This window comes from Microbispora hainanensis (genome assembly GCF_036186745.1).
Lineage (GTDB): Bacteria > Actinomycetota > Actinomycetes > Streptosporangiales > Streptosporangiaceae > Microbispora.
In genome coordinates this window covers 7,458,913-7,479,667 of record NZ_CP108086.1, presented here as the reverse complement: position 1 = coordinate 7,479,667, position 20,755 = coordinate 7,458,913, and the positions used below count along the sequence as shown (strand labels likewise).

Annotated in this window: 23 protein-coding genes and 1 pseudogene; 14 read left to right on the top strand and 10 right to left on the bottom strand. The window is 72.3% G+C overall.

From position 1 onward, the window contains the following. Positions 1-11 precede the first annotated feature (11 nt). Together mobA and OHB01_RS34160 are read left to right on the top strand one after the other, a co-directional pair. Positions 12-632 (top strand): molybdenum cofactor guanylyltransferase, encoded by a 621-nt coding sequence (gene mobA, locus OHB01_RS34165; RefSeq protein WP_142647423.1) that lies wholly within the window; start codon positions 12-14, stop codon positions 630-632. Positions 633-643: 11 nt separating this feature from the next. Continuing rightward, on the top strand, positions 644-916 hold the full coding sequence (locus tag OHB01_RS34160; RefSeq protein WP_142647422.1) for a DUF6457 domain-containing protein: 273 nt from the start codon (positions 644-646) through the stop codon (positions 914-916). Positions 917-1,206: 290 nt separating this feature from the next. Here OHB01_RS34160 and OHB01_RS34155 read toward each other — a convergent pair whose 3' ends face one another. After that, positions 1,207-1,530 carry a DUF3099 domain-containing protein gene (locus OHB01_RS34155; RefSeq protein ID WP_328710338.1) on the bottom strand — a complete coding sequence of 108 codons (324 nt, stop codon included), beginning with the start codon at positions 1,528-1,530 and terminating at the stop codon, positions 1,207-1,209. Between the two features lie 85 nt (positions 1,531-1,615). Here OHB01_RS34155 and OHB01_RS34150 point away from each other — a divergent pair, with 85 nt between their 5' ends. The 6 genes and pseudogenes from OHB01_RS34150 to OHB01_RS34130 all read left to right on the top strand — a co-directional run bounded on the left by OHB01_RS34150 (position 1,616) and on the right by OHB01_RS34130 (position 4,095). After that, positions 1,616-1,831, top strand: coding sequence for a dodecin (locus OHB01_RS34150; RefSeq protein WP_142618849.1), 216 nt, complete (start codon positions 1,616-1,618; stop codon positions 1,829-1,831). A 203-nt stretch (positions 1,832-2,034) separates the two neighbouring features. Further along, positions 2,035-2,196, top strand: coding sequence for a hypothetical protein (locus tag OHB01_RS34145; RefSeq protein ID WP_185948965.1), 162 nt, complete (start codon positions 2,035-2,037; stop codon positions 2,194-2,196). Positions 2,197-2,566: 370 nt separating this feature from the next. Next, the gene (locus OHB01_RS34140; protein WP_205830163.1) at positions 2,567-2,866 is read left to right on the top strand and encodes an alcohol dehydrogenase catalytic domain-containing protein; all 300 of its coding nucleotides are present in this window, start codon (positions 2,567-2,569) and stop codon (positions 2,864-2,866) included. Then, positions 2,821-3,012 (top strand): annotated as a pseudogene (locus OHB01_RS40025) (zinc-binding dehydrogenase); the annotation flags it as partial. The gene OHB01_RS34140 and the pseudogene OHB01_RS40025, both read left to right, overlap by 46 nt. A 2-nt stretch (positions 3,013-3,014) precedes the next feature. Then, positions 3,015-3,221: a zinc-binding dehydrogenase gene (locus OHB01_RS40020; protein ID WP_396689362.1), complete on the top strand. Its 207-nt coding sequence runs from the start codon at positions 3,015-3,017 to the stop codon at positions 3,219-3,221. Positions 3,222-3,483: 262 nt separating this feature from the next. After that, positions 3,484-4,095 (top strand): CGNR zinc finger domain-containing protein, encoded by a 612-nt coding sequence (locus OHB01_RS34130; RefSeq protein WP_147942491.1) that lies wholly within the window; start codon positions 3,484-3,486, stop codon positions 4,093-4,095. A gap of 265 nt (positions 4,096-4,360) precedes the next feature. On the opposite strand, the gene OHB01_RS34125 is transcribed toward OHB01_RS34130, so the two are convergent. Further along, positions 4,361-5,743, bottom strand: coding sequence for a metallopeptidase TldD-related protein (locus OHB01_RS34125; protein WP_142647420.1), 1,383 nt, complete (start codon positions 5,741-5,743; stop codon positions 4,361-4,363). Continuing rightward, positions 5,740-7,236, bottom strand: a complete 1,497-nt coding sequence (locus OHB01_RS34120; RefSeq protein ID WP_147942492.1) for a TldD/PmbA family protein — start codon at positions 7,234-7,236, stop codon at positions 5,740-5,742. Before OHB01_RS34120 ends, OHB01_RS34125 begins: the two co-directional genes overlap by 4 nt. Before the next feature lie 77 nt (positions 7,237-7,313). Between OHB01_RS34120 and OHB01_RS34115 the strand changes: the two genes are divergently transcribed. The 3 genes from OHB01_RS34115 (at position 7,314) to OHB01_RS34105 (ending at position 10,086) form a co-directional block, all read left to right on the top strand. Then, positions 7,314-8,018, top strand: a complete 705-nt coding sequence (locus OHB01_RS34115; RefSeq protein ID WP_328854525.1) for a beta-ketoacyl-ACP reductase — start codon at positions 7,314-7,316, stop codon at positions 8,016-8,018. A gap of 29 nt (positions 8,019-8,047) precedes the next feature. Then, entirely contained in the window at positions 8,048-8,812 is a 765-nt protein-coding gene (gene fabI, locus OHB01_RS34110; protein ID WP_142647417.1) for an enoyl-ACP reductase FabI, read from the top strand. A 236-nt stretch (positions 8,813-9,048) separates the two neighbouring features. Next, positions 9,049-10,086, top strand: a complete 1,038-nt coding sequence (locus OHB01_RS34105; RefSeq protein WP_205830162.1) for a helix-turn-helix domain-containing protein — start codon at positions 9,049-9,051, stop codon at positions 10,084-10,086. A gap of 287 nt (positions 10,087-10,373) precedes the next feature. On the opposite strand, the gene OHB01_RS34100 is transcribed toward OHB01_RS34105, so the two are convergent. The 5 genes from OHB01_RS34100 to OHB01_RS34080 all read right to left on the bottom strand — a co-directional run bounded on the left by OHB01_RS34100 (position 10,374) and on the right by OHB01_RS34080 (position 15,619). Then, entirely contained in the window at positions 10,374-11,531 is a 1,158-nt protein-coding gene (locus OHB01_RS34100; protein WP_328854524.1) for an LLM class flavin-dependent oxidoreductase, read from the bottom strand. Positions 11,532-11,542: 11 nt separating this feature from the next. Beyond that, on the bottom strand, positions 11,543-12,094 hold the full coding sequence (gene ssuE / locus OHB01_RS34095) for an NADPH-dependent FMN reductase (RefSeq protein ID WP_142647415.1): 552 nt from the start codon (positions 12,092-12,094) through the stop codon (positions 11,543-11,545). A gap of 52 nt (positions 12,095-12,146) precedes the next feature. Then, positions 12,147-13,379, bottom strand: coding sequence for an SfnB family sulfur acquisition oxidoreductase (locus OHB01_RS34090; protein ID WP_328854523.1), 1,233 nt, complete (start codon positions 13,377-13,379; stop codon positions 12,147-12,149). A gap of 3 nt (positions 13,380-13,382) precedes the next feature. Then, a complete protein-coding gene (gene sfnG / locus OHB01_RS34085) occupies positions 13,383-14,516 on the bottom strand; it encodes a dimethylsulfone monooxygenase SfnG (RefSeq protein WP_142647413.1) in 1,134 nt (377 codons plus the stop codon). Between the two features lie 176 nt (positions 14,517-14,692). Further along, positions 14,693-15,619: a LysR family transcriptional regulator gene (locus tag OHB01_RS34080; RefSeq protein WP_142647412.1), complete on the bottom strand. Its 927-nt coding sequence runs from the start codon at positions 15,617-15,619 to the stop codon at positions 14,693-14,695. Between the two features lie 149 nt (positions 15,620-15,768). Here OHB01_RS34080 and OHB01_RS34075 point away from each other — a divergent pair, with 149 nt between their 5' ends. Then, complete coding sequence (locus tag OHB01_RS34075) at positions 15,769-16,992, top strand: acyl-CoA dehydrogenase family protein (protein WP_221889907.1); 1,224 nt, start codon at positions 15,769-15,771, stop codon at positions 16,990-16,992. A 62-nt stretch (positions 16,993-17,054) separates the two neighbouring features. On the opposite strand, the gene OHB01_RS34070 is transcribed toward OHB01_RS34075, so the two are convergent. After that, a complete protein-coding gene (locus tag OHB01_RS34070) occupies positions 17,055-18,110 on the bottom strand; it encodes a hypothetical protein (protein WP_328854522.1) in 1,056 nt (351 codons plus the stop codon). A gap of 151 nt (positions 18,111-18,261) precedes the next feature. Next, the gene (locus OHB01_RS34065) at positions 18,262-19,200 is read right to left on the bottom strand and encodes an aldo/keto reductase (protein ID WP_328854521.1); all 939 of its coding nucleotides are present in this window, start codon (positions 19,198-19,200) and stop codon (positions 18,262-18,264) included. A gap of 35 nt (positions 19,201-19,235) precedes the next feature. On the opposite strand from OHB01_RS34065, the gene OHB01_RS34060 reads away from it, so the two are divergent. Further along, positions 19,236-20,054, top strand: coding sequence for an undecaprenyl-diphosphate phosphatase (locus tag OHB01_RS34060; protein WP_147942494.1), 819 nt, complete (start codon positions 19,236-19,238; stop codon positions 20,052-20,054). Continuing rightward, positions 20,051-20,752 carry a histidine phosphatase family protein gene (locus tag OHB01_RS34055; RefSeq protein ID WP_142647408.1) on the top strand — a complete coding sequence of 234 codons (702 nt, stop codon included), beginning with the start codon at positions 20,051-20,053 and terminating at the stop codon, positions 20,750-20,752. Before OHB01_RS34060 ends, OHB01_RS34055 begins: the two co-directional genes overlap by 4 nt. Positions 20,753-20,755 lie beyond the last annotated feature (3 nt).

Below are 20,755 nucleotides of genomic sequence, written 5' to 3'. Positions count from 1 at the left end.
AGAGAGCACCCGTGCGTCCCCGTTCCGGAACCGGCGACGGCGAGGCCGCCTGCCCGCCGCCGTACGACGCCGTGATCCTGGCGGGCGGCCGGGCCGAGCGGCTCGGCGGGGCGGACAAGCCGGGCGCGCTCGTCGGCGGGCTGCCCCTCGTCGAACGGGTGGCCGCGGCGGTCCGCGACGCCCGCGCGGTGGTCGTGGTGGGCCCGACCAGGGACATGCCGGGTGTGCTGTTCACCCGTGAGGACCCGCCGGGCGTCGGGCCGGTGCCGGCGCTGCGCGCCGGGCTCGCCGTGGTGACGTCCCCGCTGGTCGTGCTGCTCGCCGCCGACCTGCCGTTCGTCGTCGCCGGGCACGTCGGGGCGCTCCTCGCGGCCGTGCCCGGCGACGGCGCGGGCGCGGTGCTCGTGGACGACGAGGGGCGTGAGCAGTGGCTCACCGGCGCGTGGCGGACGGCCGCTCTGCGGGACGCGCTCGGCGCGTACGCGGGGCGGTCGCTGCGCGGGGTGCTCGGCCCGCTGGGGCCGGTGCCCGTGCGCCCGCCGGTGGCGCCCGGGGAGATCCCGCCGTGGTTCGATTGCGACACCGACGACGATCTGCGCGCCGCCCGCGAGCGGGCCGGAGAGCGCGGGTGAGGGGAGTGCGCGTGAACGTGCTGGAGGAATGGACGGCCCTGGTCTGCCGTGAGCTGGGCATCGATCCCGCGCGGGTGGACCGGACCGCGGTGCTCGACCTGACCAGGGATGTGGCGCACGGAGTGGCGCGGCCCGCCGCCCCGCTGACCGCCTACCTGATGGGGCTGGCGCAGGGGGCGGGCTCCGCGCCGCCGGATGTGGTGGAGCGGCTGTCCCGGATGGCGAAGGACTGGGCGGACGTGAACGCGGAGCGGAAGGAGACCACCGACACCCCCGGCTCCTGACGCCGGCTTCCACGGCCCCGGCGCGCCGCGTGGAGGGGAAGGGCGGGCGCCGGGGGCCGTTCGGCGGAAGGGCCGTCCCCGCCGGGGACGACCGCGACGGCCGGTCCGTGAGGCCCGTACGAATTCTTCGAAAAAGGGCGACGCCGGGTGGTTACGGGGGCAAACCACCCGGCGTCGCTTCATCGGCGTTCCGACGGGGGCCCGGAACGCCGGCACCAGCGCTCCGACGGGGGACCAGAGCGCTTGGCTAAACTGTACACCTCCAACCCATGGGTTGCGTCAAGACTTTGTCACGACCCGATCTCGCGTCGATGGCGTGGTATCTCGTTTTGGTCAGACGAGGTCAAGTCAGGGGGCGGAGGAGGCTCGTGACCTCTCTGATTGGCCCCGATAACGGCAAGGTATGGCAAAAGAACGGCCCCCGCGACGAACAGGGCCTTGACGGGCCAGGGGGCGGGTACCGCCACGGCCAGAATGAGGCACACGAGGCGGATGCCCATCTTGATGAGGTAGCTGATTTCCCGCTTGCGCACGTCGTCGGTCAGCGACGGCTGGGCGTCCGTCACCTGGTGAACGACCGGGCGGTCTTTTCGCAACCTGCGCCATGGATTCACGATTTCCACGGTAGACCCCGAGGGGGGCGGGGGCGACGCCCGCACGGCGATACGATCATGTGAGACGCACAGCCAGGAGGACGTGATGTCGGACCGCACCTATCGGGTGACCGAGATAGTGGGCACCTCGGCCGAGAGCGTCGAGCAGGCCATCCGCAACGGCGTCAGGCGGGCCGCCCAGACGCTTCGGCATCTTGACTGGTTCGAGGTGACCGAAGTGCGCGGGCACATCGTGGACGGCGAGGTGGCCCATTTCCAGGTCGGCATGAAGGTCGGCTTCCGCCTGGAGGACGCCGAATAAGGGCCCGAGGACGCCGGGCAAGACCGGCGTCCATGCTCGGCCCCCTGCTGAGGGGGAGGGGTCCGCGCGGTGCCGTCCGGGAGCGGGATCTCGCCGGAGGTCTCGCCCTTGCCGGCGCGGACGATGACGTTCCCTTCGCGTGCCGGGAGTGGGACGCCGCCGGCGCCTGCCGGACCCGAACATGACGGATGCGGCGTCCATGCGTGCCTCGTCGATCAGGATCGCGGCAAGCACTGGCCACCGATGTGGCCGGCGGCGACATCGACCATGCGGTCACCCGCAAGCTCCTGCGCCCGGCCACGGCCGCCTCGACGCCGCCGATGAAGTGGGAGCGCCTCGGGGTCTTCGGGCATCGACCGGTGTGACACCACGGCCACGATCGCCGCCGGATTTCGGCGTACCAGGTCGGCGTGCGCCCGGCGAACGCCCCGTGCTCAAGGCCGAAGCGAGCCTGATCGAAGTGGCCCGTGTCCGGCGCGTCCCGCCCCGGGCGCGGCGGCATCCCGGCTCGCGGCCGGCTCCCGGAGAGACATGGCCGTCAAGATGTCACATATGTTGATCTCGGCCGCACTCGAAGCCCTGCTGGGCTGTCCATCCTGGACGTACGGCGACGCCGACGTGATGGCAGGGCTCGACTCTGCCAATAGACAGACATAGGCAAACTTATTAAGCTTCTTTCGCATCATGAGCCGTCGGTCATCCGGCCGATCGGAGGGCCGAGGTGAGGAACAAGCCATGCGCGCGATTGAGTACGACCGGTTCGGGGGCTACGACGTACTGGAGCTCCGGGAAAGGCCCCTGCCGGTGCCTGCCGGGGGGCAGGTGCTCGTCAGGATGTCGGTGGCCGGGGTCAACCCGCTGGACGAGACGGTGCGTGCGGGAAAACTCGCACCCGCCCTGCACAAGCCGCTGCCGATCCGGCCGGGCGGCTTCGGCGTGGGACGGGTCGAAGACCCCGGCGCCTCGGGACTGGCCGCGGGGATGAGGTCATCGACCTCACCCGCGAGTCGCTGCGCGAAGGGGTCGCGCGGCTGACCGACGGCAAGGGCGTGGACGTCGTGCTGGACGGCGTCGGAGGTTCGGTCACCGGGGAGGCACTCGGCTCGTTGGCCGTGGGCGGCACCCTCGTCAGCATCGGTTACGCGGCCGGAATGCGTGCCGAGATCAACGTGACCGGCCTGATCTGGAAGAACGCCCACATCCACGGATTCCGCTTCGCCCTGTTCACCCCCGAGCAGGTCAACGCCGCCAACGCGGCCTGCTCGACCTGGTCGCGCAGGGCGAGCTCCACCCGAAGGTGGCGCAGGTCCTCCCGCTGGAGAAGGCCGCCGAGGCGCAGCGCCTCCTCGCCGAGAGCGGCCCCTTCGGCCGCATCCTGCTCGCTTTGTGACCCAGCGCGCCGCACCAGGGCGAGGCCGTGCCGGGGCGACGCCGCACCAGGGTGAGGCCGCACCAGGGTGAGGTCGCGCCGGGGTGAGGTCGCGCCAGGGCGAGGCCGTGACAGGGTGGCACGGGGTCGTATGCCACAGCACCAAGGGAGGACCTGACGGGCCCGCCGGTAGTGCGGACACGTTCGTTAAGATCCGCGGACACACCATGTCGGTGCTACGTGACGCCAGGGGATGTCCGGTCCCCGGAGAAAGGACGACGCCATGACGTGGCCGGCCACCGAGCGCTACGCCTTGGAACCTGCTCCCGGCGGTCTCGCGTTCGTCCAGGACCTGCTCAACACCTCGCCCGCCGGCAGGCCGCGCCATGCCGACTGGCTCGACGACCCCGCCACCGCGCGGACGTGGTTGAGCGAGGCGCTCGCCCAGTGGAGCACCGCTACCGGCCGGCCCGCTCCTGCCGTGGACCTCGCCGATCGTGACTGCGAGGCGCTGCGGGATCTGCGATGGGCTCTGCGCAGGCTTCTCTCCGATCAGGGCGACGGCGCCGAGGCCGTGTCCGCGCAGGTCCTGGCCGCCCTTCCCACCCTGTCCGTCTCGATGCAGGTCGACGAGCACGGCACCGTCGTCGCGGAACCTTCGGGCACCGGATGGCGGAGGGTCGCATCGCTCGTGCTGATCGAATGCTTCCAGGCCCAGCAGACCGACCAGTGGCGGCGGCTGAAGGTATGCCGCAACGAGCGCTGCGATTGTGCGTTCTACGACCGTTCACGCAACAACAGCGGCGTCTGGCACGACGTACGGGTCTGCGGCAACGCCGCGAACCTGCGCGCCTACCGAGCCCGCAAGCGGGAACAGGCCGTCTCCGGCGAGTGACCCCCGCGCCATCCTCTGCGCCATCGGCGGCCGAGCAACGGGGCGCCCGCCGCGGCCGCCATCCCGAGCACCACCCCCGCGCCCGACCACCGCCCCCACTCGTGCGCCTCGGACGACGCCGCGGATCACCGTCGGCAGGGCGCTGCCGCGGCCCTGCCGATCGGCGCTTCGGCGGGTTCTCTCTCGTACGTTCTCGCAGGGCCGCCTGTCGTTCGGCGAGCGTACAGGGCCCGAGCGCCTTCGAAAGGTACGGCCGGCCGCCGCCCTAGCTGGCCTGGCTGACCGTCGACATGTTGAAGTCGGGCACCCGGACCGGTGGCATGACGGCGCGGGTGAACCAGTCGTTCCACTCGCGCGGCAGCGTCTGCTCGCTCGGGCCCACCTCGCTGAGGCGGCCGAGCAGGTCGACCGGCGACTCGTTGAAGCGGAAGTTGTTGACCTCGCCCACGACCTCGCCGTTCTCGACCAGGTAGACGCCGTCCCTGGTCAGGCCGGTCAGCAGCAGCGACTGCGGATCGACCTCGCGGATGTACCACAGGCAGGTCAGCAGCAGGCCCCGCTCGGTCGAGGCGATCATCTGCTCCAGCGAGCGCCCGTCCTCCGGTCCCGTCATGATCAGGTTGTCGATCTGCGGGGTGGCGGCGAGCCCGGTCAGCTCGGCGGAGTGCCGGGTCTGCACGAGGTTGGCCAGCGTGCCGTCGCTGATCCACTCCGTGCGGCCCAGGGGCAGGCCGTTGTCGAACACCGACTGCTCCCGGCCTGAGGAGTGCGCGACGACGAAAGGCGCGCACTCGACGCCGGCCCGCGCCGGATCGCTGTACAGCGACACCGGCAGCGTCGAGAGCCGCTCGCCCACGCGGGTGCCGCCGCCGGGCTTGGAGAACACCGTGCGGCCGTCGGCGGCGTCGCGTGCGCCGGCCGACCAGTACAGGTAGATCATCAGGTCGGAGACCGCCGTCGGCGGCAGGAGCGTCTCGTAGCGGCCCGGCTCCAGACTGATCCGCCGCTTGGCCCAGTCGAGCCGCCGGGTGAGCGTCTCGTCGAGGGCGGCCACGTCCACGTCGGAGAAGTCGCGGGTGGCCACGCCCGTCCACGCCGAGCGCGTCATGTCCGCGGACTTGGCGTTCAGTTCGAGCCGCCCGGTGGGCTGGTCGTGACGCAGCCGCAGGCCGGTGGACGAGCCCACGAACGTCGAGGTCATGCTGTGCTCGGCGAAGCCGTACAGCCTGCGTCCGGAGGCGTCGGCGGCGGCGAACGCCTCGCCGAGCGCGGGGGCGAACCCCCCGAAAACGTCGATGGAGGTCGGCTCCACCGGGCGCTCCCAGCCCTCTCCGGCGACGCCCTCCACGAGGGGCCGGGCGTCCTCGGACGGCTGGGCCTCCCGCGCGGCGCGGTCCGCCGCGGCCACCACGTCCGCGAGCTGGTCGGCCCGTACGGCGGAGCGCGAGACGACCCCCACCCCGGCGCCCACGACGGAGATCACGGTGAGCCGGGACGAGCGCGCGACCCCGTTGGTCGTCAGCGTGTTGCCGGCGAAGCGCAGGTTGGCGGTGGAGCCCTCGTCCACGATGACGACGCAGGCGTCGGCCTCGCTCAGCGCGAGCGCCCGCTCCACCGTCTCCTGCGGTGTGGTCACCCGGTCGCTCACTTGCTGCCACCCTCCTGGACGGTGTTGAGGATCCGTACGCCGCGGAACAGGGCCGCGGGGGCGCCGTGGCTGACCGGCGCGACCTGGCCAGGCTGGCCCTTGCCGCAGTTGAAGGCGCCGCCGAGCACGTACGTCTCCGGGCCGCCGACTGCCTCCATGGAGCGCCAGAAGTCGGTCGTGGTCGCCTGGTAGGCCACGTCGCGCAGCTGCCCGGCGAGGCGGCCGTTCTCGATCTTGTAGAAGCGCTGCCCGGTGAATTGAAAATTGTAGCGCTGCATGTCGATCGACCAGCTCTTGTCGCCGACGATGTAGATCCCGCGCGCGACCCGGGAGATCAGCTCGTCGGTGGACGGGCCGTCCGCGGCGGGCTGGAGCGACACGTTGGCCATCCGCTGGATCGGCACATGCCCGGGGGAGTCGGCGAACGCGCAGCCGTTCGACCTCCCGAGGCCCTTCAGCAGTGCCATCCGCCGGTCGAGCTGGTAGCCCACCAGCGTGCCCTCGCGGACGATGTCGAACGACTGACCGGCCACGCCCTCGTCGTCCCAGCCCACGGTGGCCAGGCCGTGCTCGACCGTGCGGTCGCCCGTGACGTTCATCACCGGCGAGCCGTAGTGGAGGCTGCCGAGCTGGTCGAAGGTGGCGAAGGAGGTGCCCGCGTAGGCCGCCTCGTAGCCGAGCGCCCGGTCGAGCTCGGTCGCGTGGCCGATCGACTCGTGGATGGTCAGCCACAGGTTCGACGGGTCGATCACCAGGTCGTACGTGCCGGCCTCGACCGAGGGCGCCTTGAGCTTCTCGTCCAGCAGGTCGGGGATCTCGGCCAGCTCGGCGGGGAAGTCCCAGCCGGTGCCGGTCAGGTATTCGTACCCCCGGCCGGCCGGGGGAGCGAGCGTGCGCATGTCGTCGAAGCGCTCGCCGTCGGCCCGCATCGCCGTCAGGACCGGGTGCAGCCGCACGCGCTGCTGCGTGGTGACCGTGCCGGCCGTGTCGGCGTAGAACTTCTGCTCCTTGACCTGCATGAGCGAGGCCGAGACGTGGTCGACCCTGCCGAGCAGGCCGGACGACCACTCGGCCAGCAGCGCCGCCTTGTCCGGCAACGGCACGTCGAACGGGTCGATCTCGTAGGACGACACCCAGGTCACGTCGTCGTACACCGGCTCGGGGGCGAGCTCCACCGGCTCACGGTTGATGGGCGCGCTGACCGCCGCCACCCGCACGGCCTCCTCGGCGGCCCGGGCCGCCGCCTCCGGGGTCAGCTCGATCCCGGACGCGAAGCCCCATGTGCCATCCTTGATCACCCGTACGGCGAAGCCGAGGTCGTCGGCGTCCGAGGAGCCTTCGAGCCGGGCGTCGAACAGGCGCAGCGTCTCGGCGCGTACGCGTTCGAGCCGGAACGAGGCGTGCTCGGCTCCCAGGTCACGGGCGCGCTGCAGGGCCGCGTCCGCCAGCCGCCGCAGCGGCAGGGCGAGAAAGTCGGGGTCGATCTGGCGCATGTCCACGATCCTAACCCTGTGATCTTGTGCCCTGCGGACAAGTGGACTACCCCCAAGTAGCCGATACGGTCGGTCGCATGGTTCGCTCTGTTCTCGTCACCGGCGGAAATCGCGGCATCGGCCTCGCGATCGCCCGTGAGCTGTCCGCCGCGGGAGACGCCGTCGCCGTCACCTACCGTTCCGGCGAGCCCCCGGAGGGGCTGTTCGGAGTTCGCTGCGATGTGACGAGCTCCGCCGACGTCGACGCCGCCTTCGAGAAGGCCGAGGCCGAGCACGGCCCCGTCGAGGTCGTCGTCGCCAACGCGGGGATCACCAAGGACACGCTGCTGCCGATGATGAAGGAGAAGACCTTCACCGACGTCATCGACACGAACCTGACCGGCGCCTACCGCGTCGCCAAGCGCGCCGTGCGGCCCATGCTGCGCATGCGGCGCGGGCGCATCATCCTGATCTCCTCCGTCGTCGGCCTGTCCGGCTCGGCCGGCCAGACCAACTACGCCGCCTCCAAGGCCGGCCTGGTCGGCTTCGGCCGGTCGCTGGCCCGCGAGCTCGGCTCGCGCGGCATCACGGTCAACGTGGTCGCGCCCGGGTTCGTGCAGACCGACATGACCGCGGTGCTCGACGAGGCGCAGCAGGAGCAGATCCGCAAGAGCATCCCGCTCGGGCGGCAGGCGCAGGCCGAGGAGATCGCCCGGGTCGTCAGGTTCCTGGCGAGCGACGACGCCTCCTACATCACCGGGGCGGTCATCCCCGTCGACGGCGGCCTCGGCATGGGCCACTGAGCCCGACACCCGACTGACTGGAGCTGGACATGGGTTTGCTGGACGGGAAGCGACTGCTGGTCACCGGCGTCCTCACCGACGCGTCGATCGCCTTCAACGTGGCCAAGCTGGCCCAGGAGGAGGGCGCCCAGGTCGTGCTGACCGGCTTCGGCCGCCTCAGCCTGGTCGAGCGCATCGCCAAGCGGCTGCCCGAGCCGCCGCCGGTGATCGAGCTGGACGTCCAGAACAACGAGCACCTCGACACGCTCGCCGACCGCGTCGGCGCGCACCTCGACGGGCTGGACGGGGTCGTCCACTCGATCGGGTTCGCCCCGCAGACCTGCCTGGGCGGCAACTTCCTCAACACCTCCTGGGAGGACGTCGCCACGGCGGTCCACGTCTCGACGTACTCGTTCAAGTCGCTCGCCGTCGCGTGCCTGCCGCTGATGAAGGAGGGCGGCGCGATCGTCGGCCTCGACTTCGACGCCACCAAGGCGTGGCCGGTCTACGACTGGATGGGCGTGGCCAAGGCCGGGCTGGAGTCGTGCTCCCGCTATCTCGCCCGTGACCTGGGCAAGCACGGCATCCGGGTCAACCTCGTCGCCGCCGGTCCGCTGCGCACGATGGCGGCCAAGAGCATCCCCGGGTTCAAGGAGTTCGAGGACTCCTGGCCGGAGCGCGCGCCGCTCGGCTGGGACCTGGCCGACACCGCCCCCGCCGCCAAGGCGTGCGTCGCGCTGATGTCCGACTGGTTCCCCGCCACCACCGGCGAGATCGTCCACGTCGACGGCGGCGTGCACGCGATGGGCGCCTGACGGCACCCCCTCTCGCGACATCCCGCCTTCATCGTCAGGCGGGCGTACGGGCCGCGGCAGGCGAATCTTGCCGCGGCCCGTTCCTGCGCTTAGCATCTGGGCGTGTCTGACGCTCGCGGTTCTCCGCGGTGAGCAGGAGCCGTCAGACGCGAGCGTGGTGCCCGGGCCTCCCCGTCCCCCGTACGCCCCGGACGGCGTCGCCCGCGGCGACGTGGCCGTCGAACTCGGTGGGGACCATGGGACGACCGGAGCGCGATCTCGATCCCGGGGAAGGGCCCGTGCAGGCGTTCGCCGTCGCGTTACGGCGGCTGCGCGAGGAGGCCGGGTCGCCCACCTACCGGGCCCTCGCGGAGAGGGCGCACTATTCGCCCACCGTGCTGTCGCGGGCCGCGGGCGGCCGGGTCTTCCCGAGCCTTGAGGTCACCCTCGCGTTCGTACGCGCCTGCGGGGGTGACGAGGACGCGTGGGCGCGGCGCTGGCACGAGGTCGGCGCGGAGATCTCGGGGCGGAGGGCGGAACGCCCGGCACCTGCCCCGGCAGCCGGGGATGGCCCGGCTCCCGGCGTGGTAGAGGTCGTCTCGCCGCCCGAGGCCGACGGCGTCAGCGGCGTCGCTCGTGCCGGTGGTGCCGGTGGTGCCGGTCATGGCGGCGGGCAGGGTGACGGTCATGCCGGCGGGCACGGCAGCGCGCACGACGGCGGCCCCGATGCCGGGCCGGAGGCCGGGCGCGGTGGCCTCGCAGGATGCGCGCGGCGGCGCGGGCGGCTGCTCGCGCTTGCCGGCGTCCTGGTGGTCGCCGGTGTGGTGGCGCTGGGCGCCGCCGGGGGCGGCGTGCGGCTCGCGCCCGGCTGGATCGCGCGCAACCAGCACGTCACCGACCATGCGGGGGACGTGAGCCGGGCCGAGAACATGGACGGCGACGACCCCCGGGCCCGTGGATGCGCGGACGTCCTCGAGACGATCGAGACGCTCGACGCCGTTCCGCTGAACCTGCCCGACGGCACCCGGTTCGGGACGCTACGGCTGCGGCGTGGTCCCGAGTGCGACACGGCGTGGGCGTCGGCGTACTTCGACAATCCCCGTCTCTACACCGTGTGGCTGGCCGCGCATCGTCCTGCGGACAACGCCCAGGTGCGCTCCCGATGGGCGAACAACACCCCGCCGGGCGCCTACGGCGACATGCTCTCCCTCGCACGGGGATGCGTGTGGGTGGAGGGATGGGTGGTCAGCGAGCAGGGAGAGGGCCCCCACGCGAAGACCCGCTGCGCGCGCTGATCCCGCACGGACCCCTCACCGGGCCGGTGCGCGCCGATCTCGCGGCCTCGCGTCCGCCTTCCTCGCCGCGCGCCGATCCCGCATGGGCCGATTGCCCGCTCGTTACGCGCCGATCCCGAACGAGGCCCGCTCGGCCCGGCACCGTGGGCGCCGATCTCGCGGCCTCGCGTCCGCCTTCCTCGTTACGCGCCGATCCCGAGCGAGGCCCGCTCGGCCCGGCACCGTGGGCGCCCGCTCCCGGGCGGCGCCGGGGCGCGCAGGCGGTGCCCGGGAGCCCGCGTCGCCCGTCACCGGGACGCGGCGCCGGCGAAGGGGATGGCGGCCGGGACCTGGTCGCCGGGCGCGTCCACCGGGTGCCGCCACAGCCCCCTGCGGTGCAGCAGGGGCAGGACGCCCTCGCCGAACCAGTAGGCCTCCTCCAGGTGCGGGTGACCGGACAGCACGAACTCGTCGATGCCAAGAGCGTGATACTCCTCGATCCGCTCGGCCACCTCGACGTGGCTGCCGACGAGGGCCGTGCCCGCGCCGCCGCGGACGAGCCCCACACCCGACCACAGGTTCGGGGAGACCTCCAGCGCGTCCGTGCGGCCCCCGTGCAGCGCCCGCATCCGCCGCTGCCCCTCCGATCCGCTGCGCGCGAGACCGGCCTGCACCGACGCGATGACCGCCGGGTCGAGCGCGGACAGCAGCCGCTCGGCCTCCGCCCACGCCTGCGCCGAGGTGTCCCGGCTGATGACGTGCAGCCGGATGCCGAAGCGCACCTCGCGGCCGGCCGCGGCGGCCTCCCTGCGGATCCAGGCGAGCTTCCCGGCGACCTGCGCGGGCGGTTCGCCCCAGGTCAGGTAGACGTCGCTGTGCCGCGCCGCCACTTTGCCCGCGGCCGGGGACGACCCGCCGAAATACACGGTGGGCACCGGGGACGGCACCCGGCTCAGCGCGGCGTCCACAACGCTGATGTGCCTGCCCTCCAGGGTGACCCGTTCCCCGCGCCACAGGGCGCGTACGACCGTGAGGAACTCGTCGGTGCGCTCGTAGCGCTCGTCCTTGGTGAGGTGGTCGCCATAGGCGCGCTGCTCGTGGTCCTCGCCGCCGGTGACGACGTTGACCAGCAGGCGTCCGGCCGAGTGGCGCTGGAACGTGGCGGCCATCTGCGCGGCGAGCGTCGGCGACAGCAGCCCCGGACGGAAGGCGACCAGGAACTTCAGTCGCTCGGAGCCCGCGACCAGCATCGCGGTGGTCAGCCAGGCGTCCTCGCACCAGGCCCCGGCGGGGGTGAGCGCGCCCTCGAAGCCGAGCTGCTCGGCGGCGCGCACGATCTGCCCGAGGTACGCCAGGGACGCCGGCCGGTCTCCTCCGGCCGTGGTGATGTCCGTGCCGTGCCCGCCGCCGACGAGGTGGCGGCTGTCGCCGTACGTGGGCAGGAACCAGTGGAACGTCAGTGTCATCGATGGTCTCCTCAGGACGCGGCCAGCAGCGGGCGGCGTGCGGCCACGGCCGCCGCGAAGGCGTCGACCACGCGGTAGAGCGGGGCGGCGTGATCCGGGTCGAGGCCGGCCTCGTCGCCGCGGATCGTGATGTGCCGGTCGAGGACGAACCATCCCGGCACGACGTGGTCGGCCCCGAGCGAGGTCAGGACCGGGCGCAGCGCGTAGTCGATGGCCAGCACGTGGGCGGGGCTGCCGCCGGTGACGATCGGCAGCACGACCTTGCCCGCGAACGCGAACTGCGGCAGCAGGTCGAGCAACGTCTTCAGCAGCCCGCTGTAGGCGGCCTTGTACACGGGTGAGGCGACCAGGACGCCGTCCGCCTCGCCGACGAGGCCGACGACCTCGGCGATCCGGGGGTGGCCCGTGTCGGCGGACAGGAGCGCCTCCGCCGGCAGGTCGCGTACGTGCACGGTGCGGACCTCGTGGCCGCCGAGGCGCAGCCGCTCGGCGAGGTGGGCGCTCAGGGCCGCGGTGCGCGAGACGGCCGAAGGGCTGCCCGACAGCACGACGATGGTGGACATGGCGGAACCTCCGTCAGAGGGGACCGGGTTCGGGATGGGACGGATTCCGGGATCAGATGAGGCCGTGACGCGGGGGAGGGGTGCGGTTCAGCGCGTAGCGGCCGATGTGCTGGATCTTCCAGCGCACCGGGTCGTGCAGGGTGTGGGTGCGGGCGTTGCGCCAGTGCCGGTGCAGGTTCAGCGAGTCGAGCGCCGACCTGGTGCCCGACACCTCGAAGAGTGCGTCGGTGACCTGCACGGCGGCCGGGTCGGCGAACGCCTTCGCCGTGGCGACGGCGATGGAGGCCGCCGCCGCGGTCTCGTCGTCGAGGTGTTCGCGCGCCTGGTCGACCGCCCGCCCCGCCTCGCCCAGCAGCGCCTCGGCGGCGCGTACGGAGACCTCCAGCTCTCCGAAGCGCTGGATCGTCAGGGGGTCGTCGGCGGCGTGGTCGAGACCGCTCTCGAACCAGGGCCTGCTGCGGGTGCGGACGAACTCGGCGGCCTCGGTGAGCGCGGCGCGGGCGATGCCGACGTCGATCGCGGCGTGCAGCAGCTGCGCGTGGGCGCCGTGCAGTTGCGGCCCGGTGAAGGTCAGGTGGTGGGGGACCACGCGGTCGGCCGGCACCCGCACGCCCTCCAGCCGGACCGTGCCGCTGGCGGTGGTGCGCTGGCCCATGCCCTCCCAGTCGTCCACGACCGTGAGGCCCGGCGCGCCCGCCGGCACGTACGCGACGACGAGCCGGTCGGCGGGGTCCTTCGCCAGCACGGTGATCCAGTCGGCGAACAGGGCCCCGGTCGAGTAGTGCTTCACGCCGTCGAGGACGTAGCCGCCCTCCTCGTCGGGACGCAGCCGGGTGCGGTAGTCCTGCACGTGCCGGGTGCCCGCCTCCGACTGGGCGTTGCCGAACCGCCTGCCCGCGAGGACCTCGGCGAAGAAGAACTCCCGCTGCGCCGCGGACCCCTGCTGCCGCAGCACGTTGACGTACACGAAGTGGCTCTGCGGGATCTGGGCGATGTTGGGGTCGGCGGCGGCGAGCAGGCGGACGACCTCCGCCAGCGTGGCGCTGCGTACGTCGGCGCCGCCGTGCTCACGGGGGACGGTGATGCCGAGCAGGCCGCTGGCCGACAGCTCGGCCAGCTCGGCGTGCGGGAGCTCGCGGCGGGCGTCACGTCCGGCGGCGCCCTTCGCGAACCGCCCGGCGAGCTCGGCGGCGACCGCGAGGGCCTCCTCGTCGCCGGTGACGACATGAGCGGTCCCCGGTGTGCGCGGCGATGCCTGGGCAGGCGTGCGAGTGAGATCGGTCATGGATCACGCCCGGGCCGGTTCCACGGGGAACGCGCCCTTCGCATCGAGCTCGCCTTCCAGCTCGCGGATGATGGGCAGCACGTGGCGGCCGAAATACTCGACCTCCTCGTGGTAGTGCAGGAAGCCGAGCAGGAGCAGGTCGACACCGCGCTTCTTGTACTCGATCGCCCGGTGCGCGATCTGCTCCGGCGTGCCGATGAGCCGGGTGCGGAAGCCGTCGTTGTACTGCACCAGGTCCTCGAACGAGGAGTCGGCCCACATGCCCCGTCCGTCCTGCGTGGACCGGCCGGCCTGGCGTACCGCGTCGCGGAACCCGTGGACCGCCTCGACGTCGGCCTTGGCCACGATCTCGCGCAGCGTCTCGCGTGCCTCCGCCTCGGTGTCCCTGGCGATGAGGAAGCCGTTCAGGCCGAAGCGCACCCGGCGGCCGTGGGCCCGCGCGGCCGCGCCGACCTCCTCGATCTGCTCGGTGACGCCGTCGAAGTCCTTGCCGTTGCTGAAGTACCAGTCGGAGACCCGGCCCGCCATGGCGCGCGCCGCGGTGGAGTTGCCGCCCTGGAAGATCTCGGGGTGCGGGCGGTCCGGCCCGGAGAGCGGCTTGGGCTGCAGGTCGTATCCGTGCAGGCGGTAGAAGTCGCCCTGGAAATGCGCGCTGTCCTCGGTCCAGCTCGCCCGCAGGACGCGGATGAACTCCTCCGCCCGGCGGTAGCGCTCGTCGTGTTCCAGCCACGGCTCGCCCAGAGCGGTGAACTCGCCCTTGAACCAGCCGCTCACCACGTTGACGGCGGCCCGGCCGCCCGAGAGGTGGTCGGCGGTGCTGAGCAGCTTGGCCAGCACCGCCGGGTGCCACAGGCCCGGGTGCACGGCGGCGATCACCTTCAGCCGCTGGGTGGCGAGCAGCAGCGCCAGGCTGAAGCTCGTCGACTCCTGCTGGTAGGCGGCGCCGTAGCTGGCCATGTAGCGCACCTGGGACAGCGCGTACTCGAAGCCGTTGTTCTCCGCGAGCACCGCCAGCTTCCGGTTGTAGTCGTAGCTCCAGTCGGTGCGCTGCTCGATCGTGCTGGTGACGAGCCCGCCGCTGACGTTGGGCACCCAGTAGGCGAACCGCAGCGGCTCGGGACTGACGTTCGCGGACACGAAGGACCCCTTTCAGTCATTTCCTACTTGAACAATCGGGATCGTACGTCGGGCGTGTCCGGGAGTTCCACACGCGATCGGCGGGGGAGTGATAGGGCCGCCCTGTCACCCTGCCCCCGGCCGTTGTGTCGCTGTCGTTGTCTCGCTTGTCGTCGTGTCGCTGTCGTCGTGTGCTGTCACCCGGTGGCGCGCGCCCGGGCGTCGGTGCGGCACTCCCGTGCCCGGTCCACGAGGAACCGGTGCAGGTCGCGGGCCACCCGGGGGCCGGAGGTGGATCGCTGCGACTGGATCACCAGGAGGACCTCCGCCACGCGGTGCGCCAGCGGCCGGTAGGTGATCGCGCCGCTGCGCAGGAGGGGGTCGCCGGCCACGCTGAACTCGGGCAGCACCGTGGCGCCGAGCCCCTCGGCGACCATGAGCTTGCCCATCTCGGCGCCGTCGGTCGAATACGAGAACGACGGCGCCCGCCCGTCGAGCAGGCGGTGCACCAGGCGGTGCATGACGTAGCCGGAGCGCATCACGATCAGGGGCTCGCGGAGCAGGTCGGCGACCTCGACCGCGGCCAGCGCGGCCAGCGGGCTGTCCGGCCGCACGCACACGACCGGTCGGCCGCGCAGCAACTCGGTCGTGGCGAGGTCGGGCGGCAGATCGTCGCCGGTCAGGTAGTTCACCAGCCCGAGATCGAAGCTCCCCTCCCGGATGCGCCGGTGGATCTCCGCCTGCTGCGCGCCGACGACCTCGACCTGGGTCGCCGGATGCGCCTCCCGGAACGCGCGTACGGCGGGGATCAGCAGCGGGACCGTGGCCGCGTTGACCGTGCCCAGCCTGACCATGCGGGCCATGCGGTGCTGCTCGTCGGCCGCGCTGCGCAGCCGGTCCACCGCCTCGATCACGCCGTTGATGTACGGCAGCAGCTCGCGGCCCTTGTCGCTGATCGTGGCGCCGGACCTGCGCCGCTCGAGGAGGTCGACGCCGAGCTCCCGCTCCAGGTTGCGCACGGTCTCGCTCAGCGCCGGCTGGGACAGGTGCAGGTGGTCGGCCGCCCGGCGCAGCGAGCCGAGACGGGTCACCGCGCGGATGTATTCGAGCTGCTCGATGCGCATCGTCGTCCACCTCGTCCAAGGGGTTCGCCGGTGTTCAAGGGCGACCCTACCGGCCGTTCGGCAATTTTCCCACTTAACAAGTAGAGAATGTTGCCTAACCTGGTGGGCGACGGCAGGCGCGACGCGCCGCACACGAGAGGAGACGACACGTGACCATCGCTCACGCCGGTCGTACGGACTGGACGGACGGCCCGGCACCGCGCACTCCGGACGAGTGGATCGCGCGCGCCGGAGAAGTGGCGGCCGCTCTCGCGGCCGACGCCGCGGAGCGCGACAGGGCCGCGAAGACCCCGTACGCGGAGATCGGGCTGCTCAAGGACTCCGGCCTGGTAACGCTGCTCGGACCCACGGCGCACGGCGGCGCGGCACAGGACTGGCCCACCGCCTATCGCGTCGTCCGCGAGGTGGCCGCGGCCGACGGCTCCATCGGCCAGCTTCTCGGCTACCACTACCTCTGGAACTGGGCGGCCCGCCTGGTGGGCACCCGCGAGCAGTGGGAGCGGATCGAGGCCGAGGCCGCCCGCCACCGCTGGTTCTTCGGCGGGGCCGTCAACCCCCGTGACCGCGACATCGTCGTACGCGACGAGGGTGACACGCTCACCTTCGACGGGCGCAAGACCTTCTCCACCGGCAGCAAGGTCTCCGACGTCACCGTGCTGGAGGGCGTGCTGGAGGGGACGGACAAGCACGTCTTCGCCATCGTCCCCTCCGGCTCCGAGGGGCTGACCTTCCACGACGACTGGGACAACATCGGCCAGCGGCTCACCGAGAGCGGCAGCGTCACGGTCTCCGGCGTACGCGTGCCCTGGCGCGACGCCCTCGGTTACGTGGACAAGGAGTTCCGGCCGCGCGTCTACGCGACCCTCAACGTGCCGACCATCCAGCTCGTGTTCGTGAACTTCTACCTCGGCATCGCCAGGGGAGCGCTGGAGACCGCGCTGGCGTACACGCGGGAGCACACCCGCCCGTGGCTGCACGGCGGGTATGAGCGCGCGGTCGACGAGCCGTACGTCATCGACCTCTACGGCGACCTCACCGCCAAGCTGTGGGCGGCCGAGGCGCTGGCCGACGAGGTCGCCCGGGAGGGGTTGTGGTTCCACCTCAACCCGGACGAGGTCACCCCGCGGCTGCGCGGCGAGCACGAGGTGCGGGTGGCCGCGGCCAAGGCGCGCGCCACCGACGTGGCCCTGGAGGTCACCTCGCGTGTCTTCGAGGCCACGGGGGCCCGCTCGACCGCGTCCCGATACGGGCTCGACCGGTTCTGGCGCAACGTGCGCACCCACACCCTGCACGACCCGGTGGCGTACAAGCGCCGTGAGGTAGGCGTCCACCGGCTGCGTGACGAGATTCCCGAGCCCACCTGGTATTCCTGACGGAGCCGCGTCCGGCCTCCTCCCGGGCGCGGGTGAGGAGGCCGGGCACGCCCGGGGCGTCCTCAGGCGAGCCGGTGGCGCCCGGCCTTCCCGGGCAGCCGCAGGCCGCCCTCGAACGGGATCGATTCGGCCGGCTCCTGCTGTCCGGCGCGGGCCCGCCGAGCCGAGACCACGCGGGTGGCCAGCAGCGCCGAGAGCAGCAGAACCGCGGTGAGGGCCGTTCCCGCCGCGTCGTAGGACCGCTGGGCCCGCGTGGACGCGCCCGCGGGGCCGCCGTGCAGTTCGGACAGTTCGGGCATCTTCTGCCCGGGCCAGAGGAGGGGGATCACGCCGTCCTCGTCCGGGTCCACCTTCCCCGCGTGGCCCGCCCTCGGGTCGTCCTCGAGCGCCGCGACGAGACGCGGCCGGTAGGGCTCGGGAGAAAGGGTGCCCTCGGGTGTCATGGACGCCTTGGGCCGGGTCGCCTTGTTGCCGGCCGTCCCCGCCTTCCCGGAGCTCCGCGCGCCCTCGTCGTCCTCGTCGGACGCGCAGTCATCGCCGGCGACCAGGGGCAGGCAGGTGCCCTGGACGGCGCTGGTGAGCCCGTCGGTGATCTTCTGGATGGCCGGGGAGGGGCTGCTCGTGGCTCCGCCGCCCGTCAGCGTCTCGGCCGCTCCGCTCACGGCTTTGGCCGCTCCGCTGACGGCCTCCGTCACCCCGCCCACGGGGCCCGTCGCGTCGCCCGAGGCGTCCGAGCCTCCGGTCGCCGCGCTCGCCCCGCCGCTCGCGCTGTCCGCCGCCCCGGTGAGCGTCCGGCCGGCCTTGTCGACCGCCTTCCCGACATCGTTCACCGCCGTGCCCGCGGCTCCGGTGGTCGTTTTCAACGTGTCGTCCACGGCCTTCGTGACCGGTTTCGTCGCGCCGCCGGTGGCCTTGTCCGCGATGTCGGTGACGCCGTCGGCCAGCTGGCTCACGCCGTCCACCAGGGAGCAGACGCCGCCGGTGAGGCCCGAGACCAGGCCGCCGTCGCTGGTGCAGTCGAAGGCCTGTGCCGGAGATGCGGCGAGAGGGAGCCCTCCGGCCAGGGTGATCGCGAGAGCCCCGGCGGAGATCGCGGAGGCTTTGCCTACGATCCCCATGTGTCCCCTTCCGCAGTGCTCTGGTCCATCCCCCGACATACCCGCCACTCTTCGCCGGAGCGCGGGGTTATGCAGTAGAAAGTTGCAGTTCGGTATCGATGTGTGATACGTGAGGACGATTCTCGTTCTCCTCACGCGCCCGGCGCGGCGCTCAAGGGTCGGAGACGTCGTCCAGAGCCTCGCGGATCTCCCACGGCAGTGTCAGCTTCTCGGCCTGCAACACGCCGAGAAGCTGCGCGTGGGTGCGCGCGCCGACGATCGCCGACGACACGCCCGGGCGGTCGCGCACCCAGGCGAGCGCCACGGCGAGCGGCGACACGCCGAGCCCCTCGGCCGCCGTCGTCACCGACTCCACGATGCTGCGGGACCGTTCGTCCAGGTAGGGCCGGACGAACTCGGCGAAGTGCGGGGTGGCGGCGCGGGAGTCCGCGGGGATGCCGGTGCGGTACTTCCCGGTCAGCACGCCGCGTCCCAGCGGCGACCCGGCGAGGATCCCGGCACCCACGTGCCCGGCGGCCGGCAGCACCTCCTCCTCGGCGTCCCTGGCCAGCAGGGAGTACTCCACCTGCGCCGCGACGATCGGGGCCCGCGAGTCGCCGCACCGCTGCCACGTGGCGGCGGCCGCGAGCTGCCAGCCCGTGTAGTTGCACACGCCCGCGTAGGCCGTACGCCCGGTGGAGACCGCGTAGTCGACGGCGGCGAGCGTCTCCTCCAGCGGCACCCTGGGGTCGAACGCGTGGAGCTGCCACAGGTCGACCTCCTCCAGGCCGAGCCGGGTCAGGGAGGCGTCGAGCGCGCGGATGAGGTGACGGCGCGATGCGTCGTGCCCGCCGCCGGGCGTGAGCACGGCCTTGGTGGCGATGACCAGCTCGGAGCGCGGCACCACGTCGCGGATGAGCCGCCCGATCAGACGCTCGGCGTCGCCGCCCCCGTAGACGTCGGCGGTGTCGATCAGCGTGCCGCCGGCCTCGGCGAAGGCGGTGAGCTGGGCCGTCGCCTCCTCGGCGGAGGTGTCGCGGGCCCAGGTCATCGTGCCGAGCCCGATCCTGGACACCGACAGACCGCTGCGCCCGACTAGTCGCTGGTCCATGGTGCGGACAGACTAGCCGATAGGCTGTCCGCACCATGGACGTACTACAGGCGATCGTGCTCGGGCTCGTGCAGGGTCTCACCGAGTTCCTGCCCATCTCCAGCTCGGCCCACCTGCTGATCGTGCCCAAGCTGGCCGGATGGGGCGACCCCGGCGCGGCGTTCACCGCGGTGATCCAGCTCGGCACCATGCTCGCGGTGCTCATCTACTTCTGGCGCGACATCGTCCGTATCACGTGGACCTGGCTGCGCAGCCTCTGGACGCCGGAGCTGCGCGGCGACCTCGACGCGCGCATGGGGTGGTACATCGGCCTGGGCACGATCCCGATCGGCGTCGCCGGCCTGCTGTTCAAGGACGCGATCGAGGGCCCGGCCCGCAACCTGTGGCTGAACGCGGTCATGCTCATCGTCTTCGGCCTGCTGCTGCTCGTGGCCGACCAGATGGGCCGCAAGAAGAAAGAGGTCGCCGACCTCAACATGCGCGACGGCCTGATCGTCGGCGCCTGGCAGATGCTGCCGCTGATCCCCGGCGCCTCCCGCTCGGGCTCCACGATGACCGGCGCGATGTTCCTCGGATACACGCGCGAGGCGGCCGCCCGCTACTCCTTCCTGCTGTCGATCCCGGCGGTGATCCTCTCGGGGCTGTTCGAGCTGCGCCACGTCGGCGACGGCGGCGGCCCCCCGGTCGCGCCCACCCTGATCGCGACGGTCGTGTCGTTCGTCGTCGGGTACGCCTCGATCGCCTGGCTGCTGCGCTACGTGGCGCGCCACTCGACCATCATCTTCGTCGTCTATCGCGTCTTCGCCGGGACGTTCCTCCTCACGCTGCTGGCCCTGGGAGTGGTGCAGTCATGACGACCGTCCTGCTCGTACGGCACGGCCTCACCGCGATGACCGGCCCCGTGCTGGCCGGCTGGACCCCGGGCGTCCATCTCGACGAACGCGGCCGGGAGCAGGCGCGCGCCGTCGCGGAACGGCTCGCGCCCCTGGAGCTGGACGCCATCGTGTCCAGCCCGCTGGAGCGGTGCCAGGAGACCGCCGCCGCCATCGCGGCGGGCCGCCCCGTGTCGGTGCAGACCGATGAAAGGTTCGGCGAGTGCGGCTACGGCGACTGGACCGGCAGGCCGCTGAAGGAGCTCGCCGAGGAGCCGCTGTGGCGGGTGGTGCAGGCCCATCCCAGCGCGGCCGTCTTCCCCGGCGGCGAGGCCCTGGCGGACGTGCAGAGCCGGGCCGTGCGGGCCGTACGCGACTGGAACGAGCGGCTCGGCGAGAAGGCCACCTATCTCATCTGCAGCCACGGTGACGTGATCAAGGCGATCGTGGCCGACGCCCTGGGCATGCATCTGGACCAGTTCCAGCGGATCACGGCCGACCCCGCGTCCGTCACGGTGATCCGCTACACCCCCTTGCGTCCCTTCCTGCTCAGGGCCAACGACGTGGGCGGGGGAGTGGCCAACCTGGTGCCCCCGCCGGAGGTGTCGGAGGACGAAGACGGGGGAGAAACCATCACCGGAAGCGATGCCGCCGTCGGCGGCGGACCCGGGACCACATAAGGT

Excerpts from the sequence above, each read along its gene's own strand:
- OHB01_RS34120 (WP_147942492.1), bottom strand. The coding sequence starts at position 7,236 with ATGCGCCAGATCGACCCCGACTTTCTCGCCCTGCCGCTGCGGCGGCTG.
- ssuE (WP_142647415.1), bottom strand. The coding sequence starts at position 12,094 with ATGTCCACCATCGTCGTGCTGTCGGGCAGCCCTTCGGCCGTCTCGCGC.
- OHB01_RS34100 (WP_328854524.1), bottom strand. The coding sequence starts at position 11,531 with ATGACACTGACGTTCCACTGGTTCCTGCCCACGTACGGCGACAGCCGC.
- OHB01_RS34070 (WP_328854522.1), bottom strand. The coding sequence starts at position 18,110 with ATGGGGATCGTAGGCAAAGCCTCCGCGATCTCCGCCGGGGCTCTCGCG.
- fabI (WP_142647417.1), top strand. The coding sequence starts at position 8,048 with ATGGGTTTGCTGGACGGGAAGCGACTGCTGGTCACCGGCGTCCTCACC.
- OHB01_RS34055 (WP_142647408.1), top strand. The coding sequence starts at position 20,051 with ATGACGACCGTCCTGCTCGTACGGCACGGCCTCACCGCGATGACCGGC.
- OHB01_RS34060 (WP_147942494.1), top strand. The coding sequence starts at position 19,236 with ATGGACGTACTACAGGCGATCGTGCTCGGGCTCGTGCAGGGTCTCACC.
- OHB01_RS34080 (WP_142647412.1), bottom strand. The coding sequence starts at position 15,619 with ATGCGCATCGAGCAGCTCGAATACATCCGCGCGGTGACCCGTCTCGGC.
- OHB01_RS34140 (WP_205830163.1), top strand. The coding sequence starts at position 2,567 with ATGCGCGCGATTGAGTACGACCGGTTCGGGGGCTACGACGTACTGGAG.
- OHB01_RS34115 (WP_328854525.1), top strand. The coding sequence starts at position 7,314 with ATGGTTCGCTCTGTTCTCGTCACCGGCGGAAATCGCGGCATCGGCCTC.
- OHB01_RS34065 (WP_328854521.1), bottom strand. The coding sequence starts at position 19,200 with ATGGACCAGCGACTAGTCGGGCGCAGCGGTCTGTCGGTGTCCAGGATC.
- OHB01_RS34090 (WP_328854523.1), bottom strand. The coding sequence starts at position 13,379 with ATGACCGATCTCACTCGCACGCCTGCCCAGGCATCGCCGCGCACACCG.
- OHB01_RS34150 (WP_142618849.1), top strand. The coding sequence starts at position 1,616 with ATGTCGGACCGCACCTATCGGGTGACCGAGATAGTGGGCACCTCGGCC.
- OHB01_RS34105 (WP_205830162.1), top strand. The coding sequence starts at position 9,049 with ATGGGACGACCGGAGCGCGATCTCGATCCCGGGGAAGGGCCCGTGCAG.
- OHB01_RS34130 (WP_147942491.1), top strand. The coding sequence starts at position 3,484 with ATGACGTGGCCGGCCACCGAGCGCTACGCCTTGGAACCTGCTCCCGGC.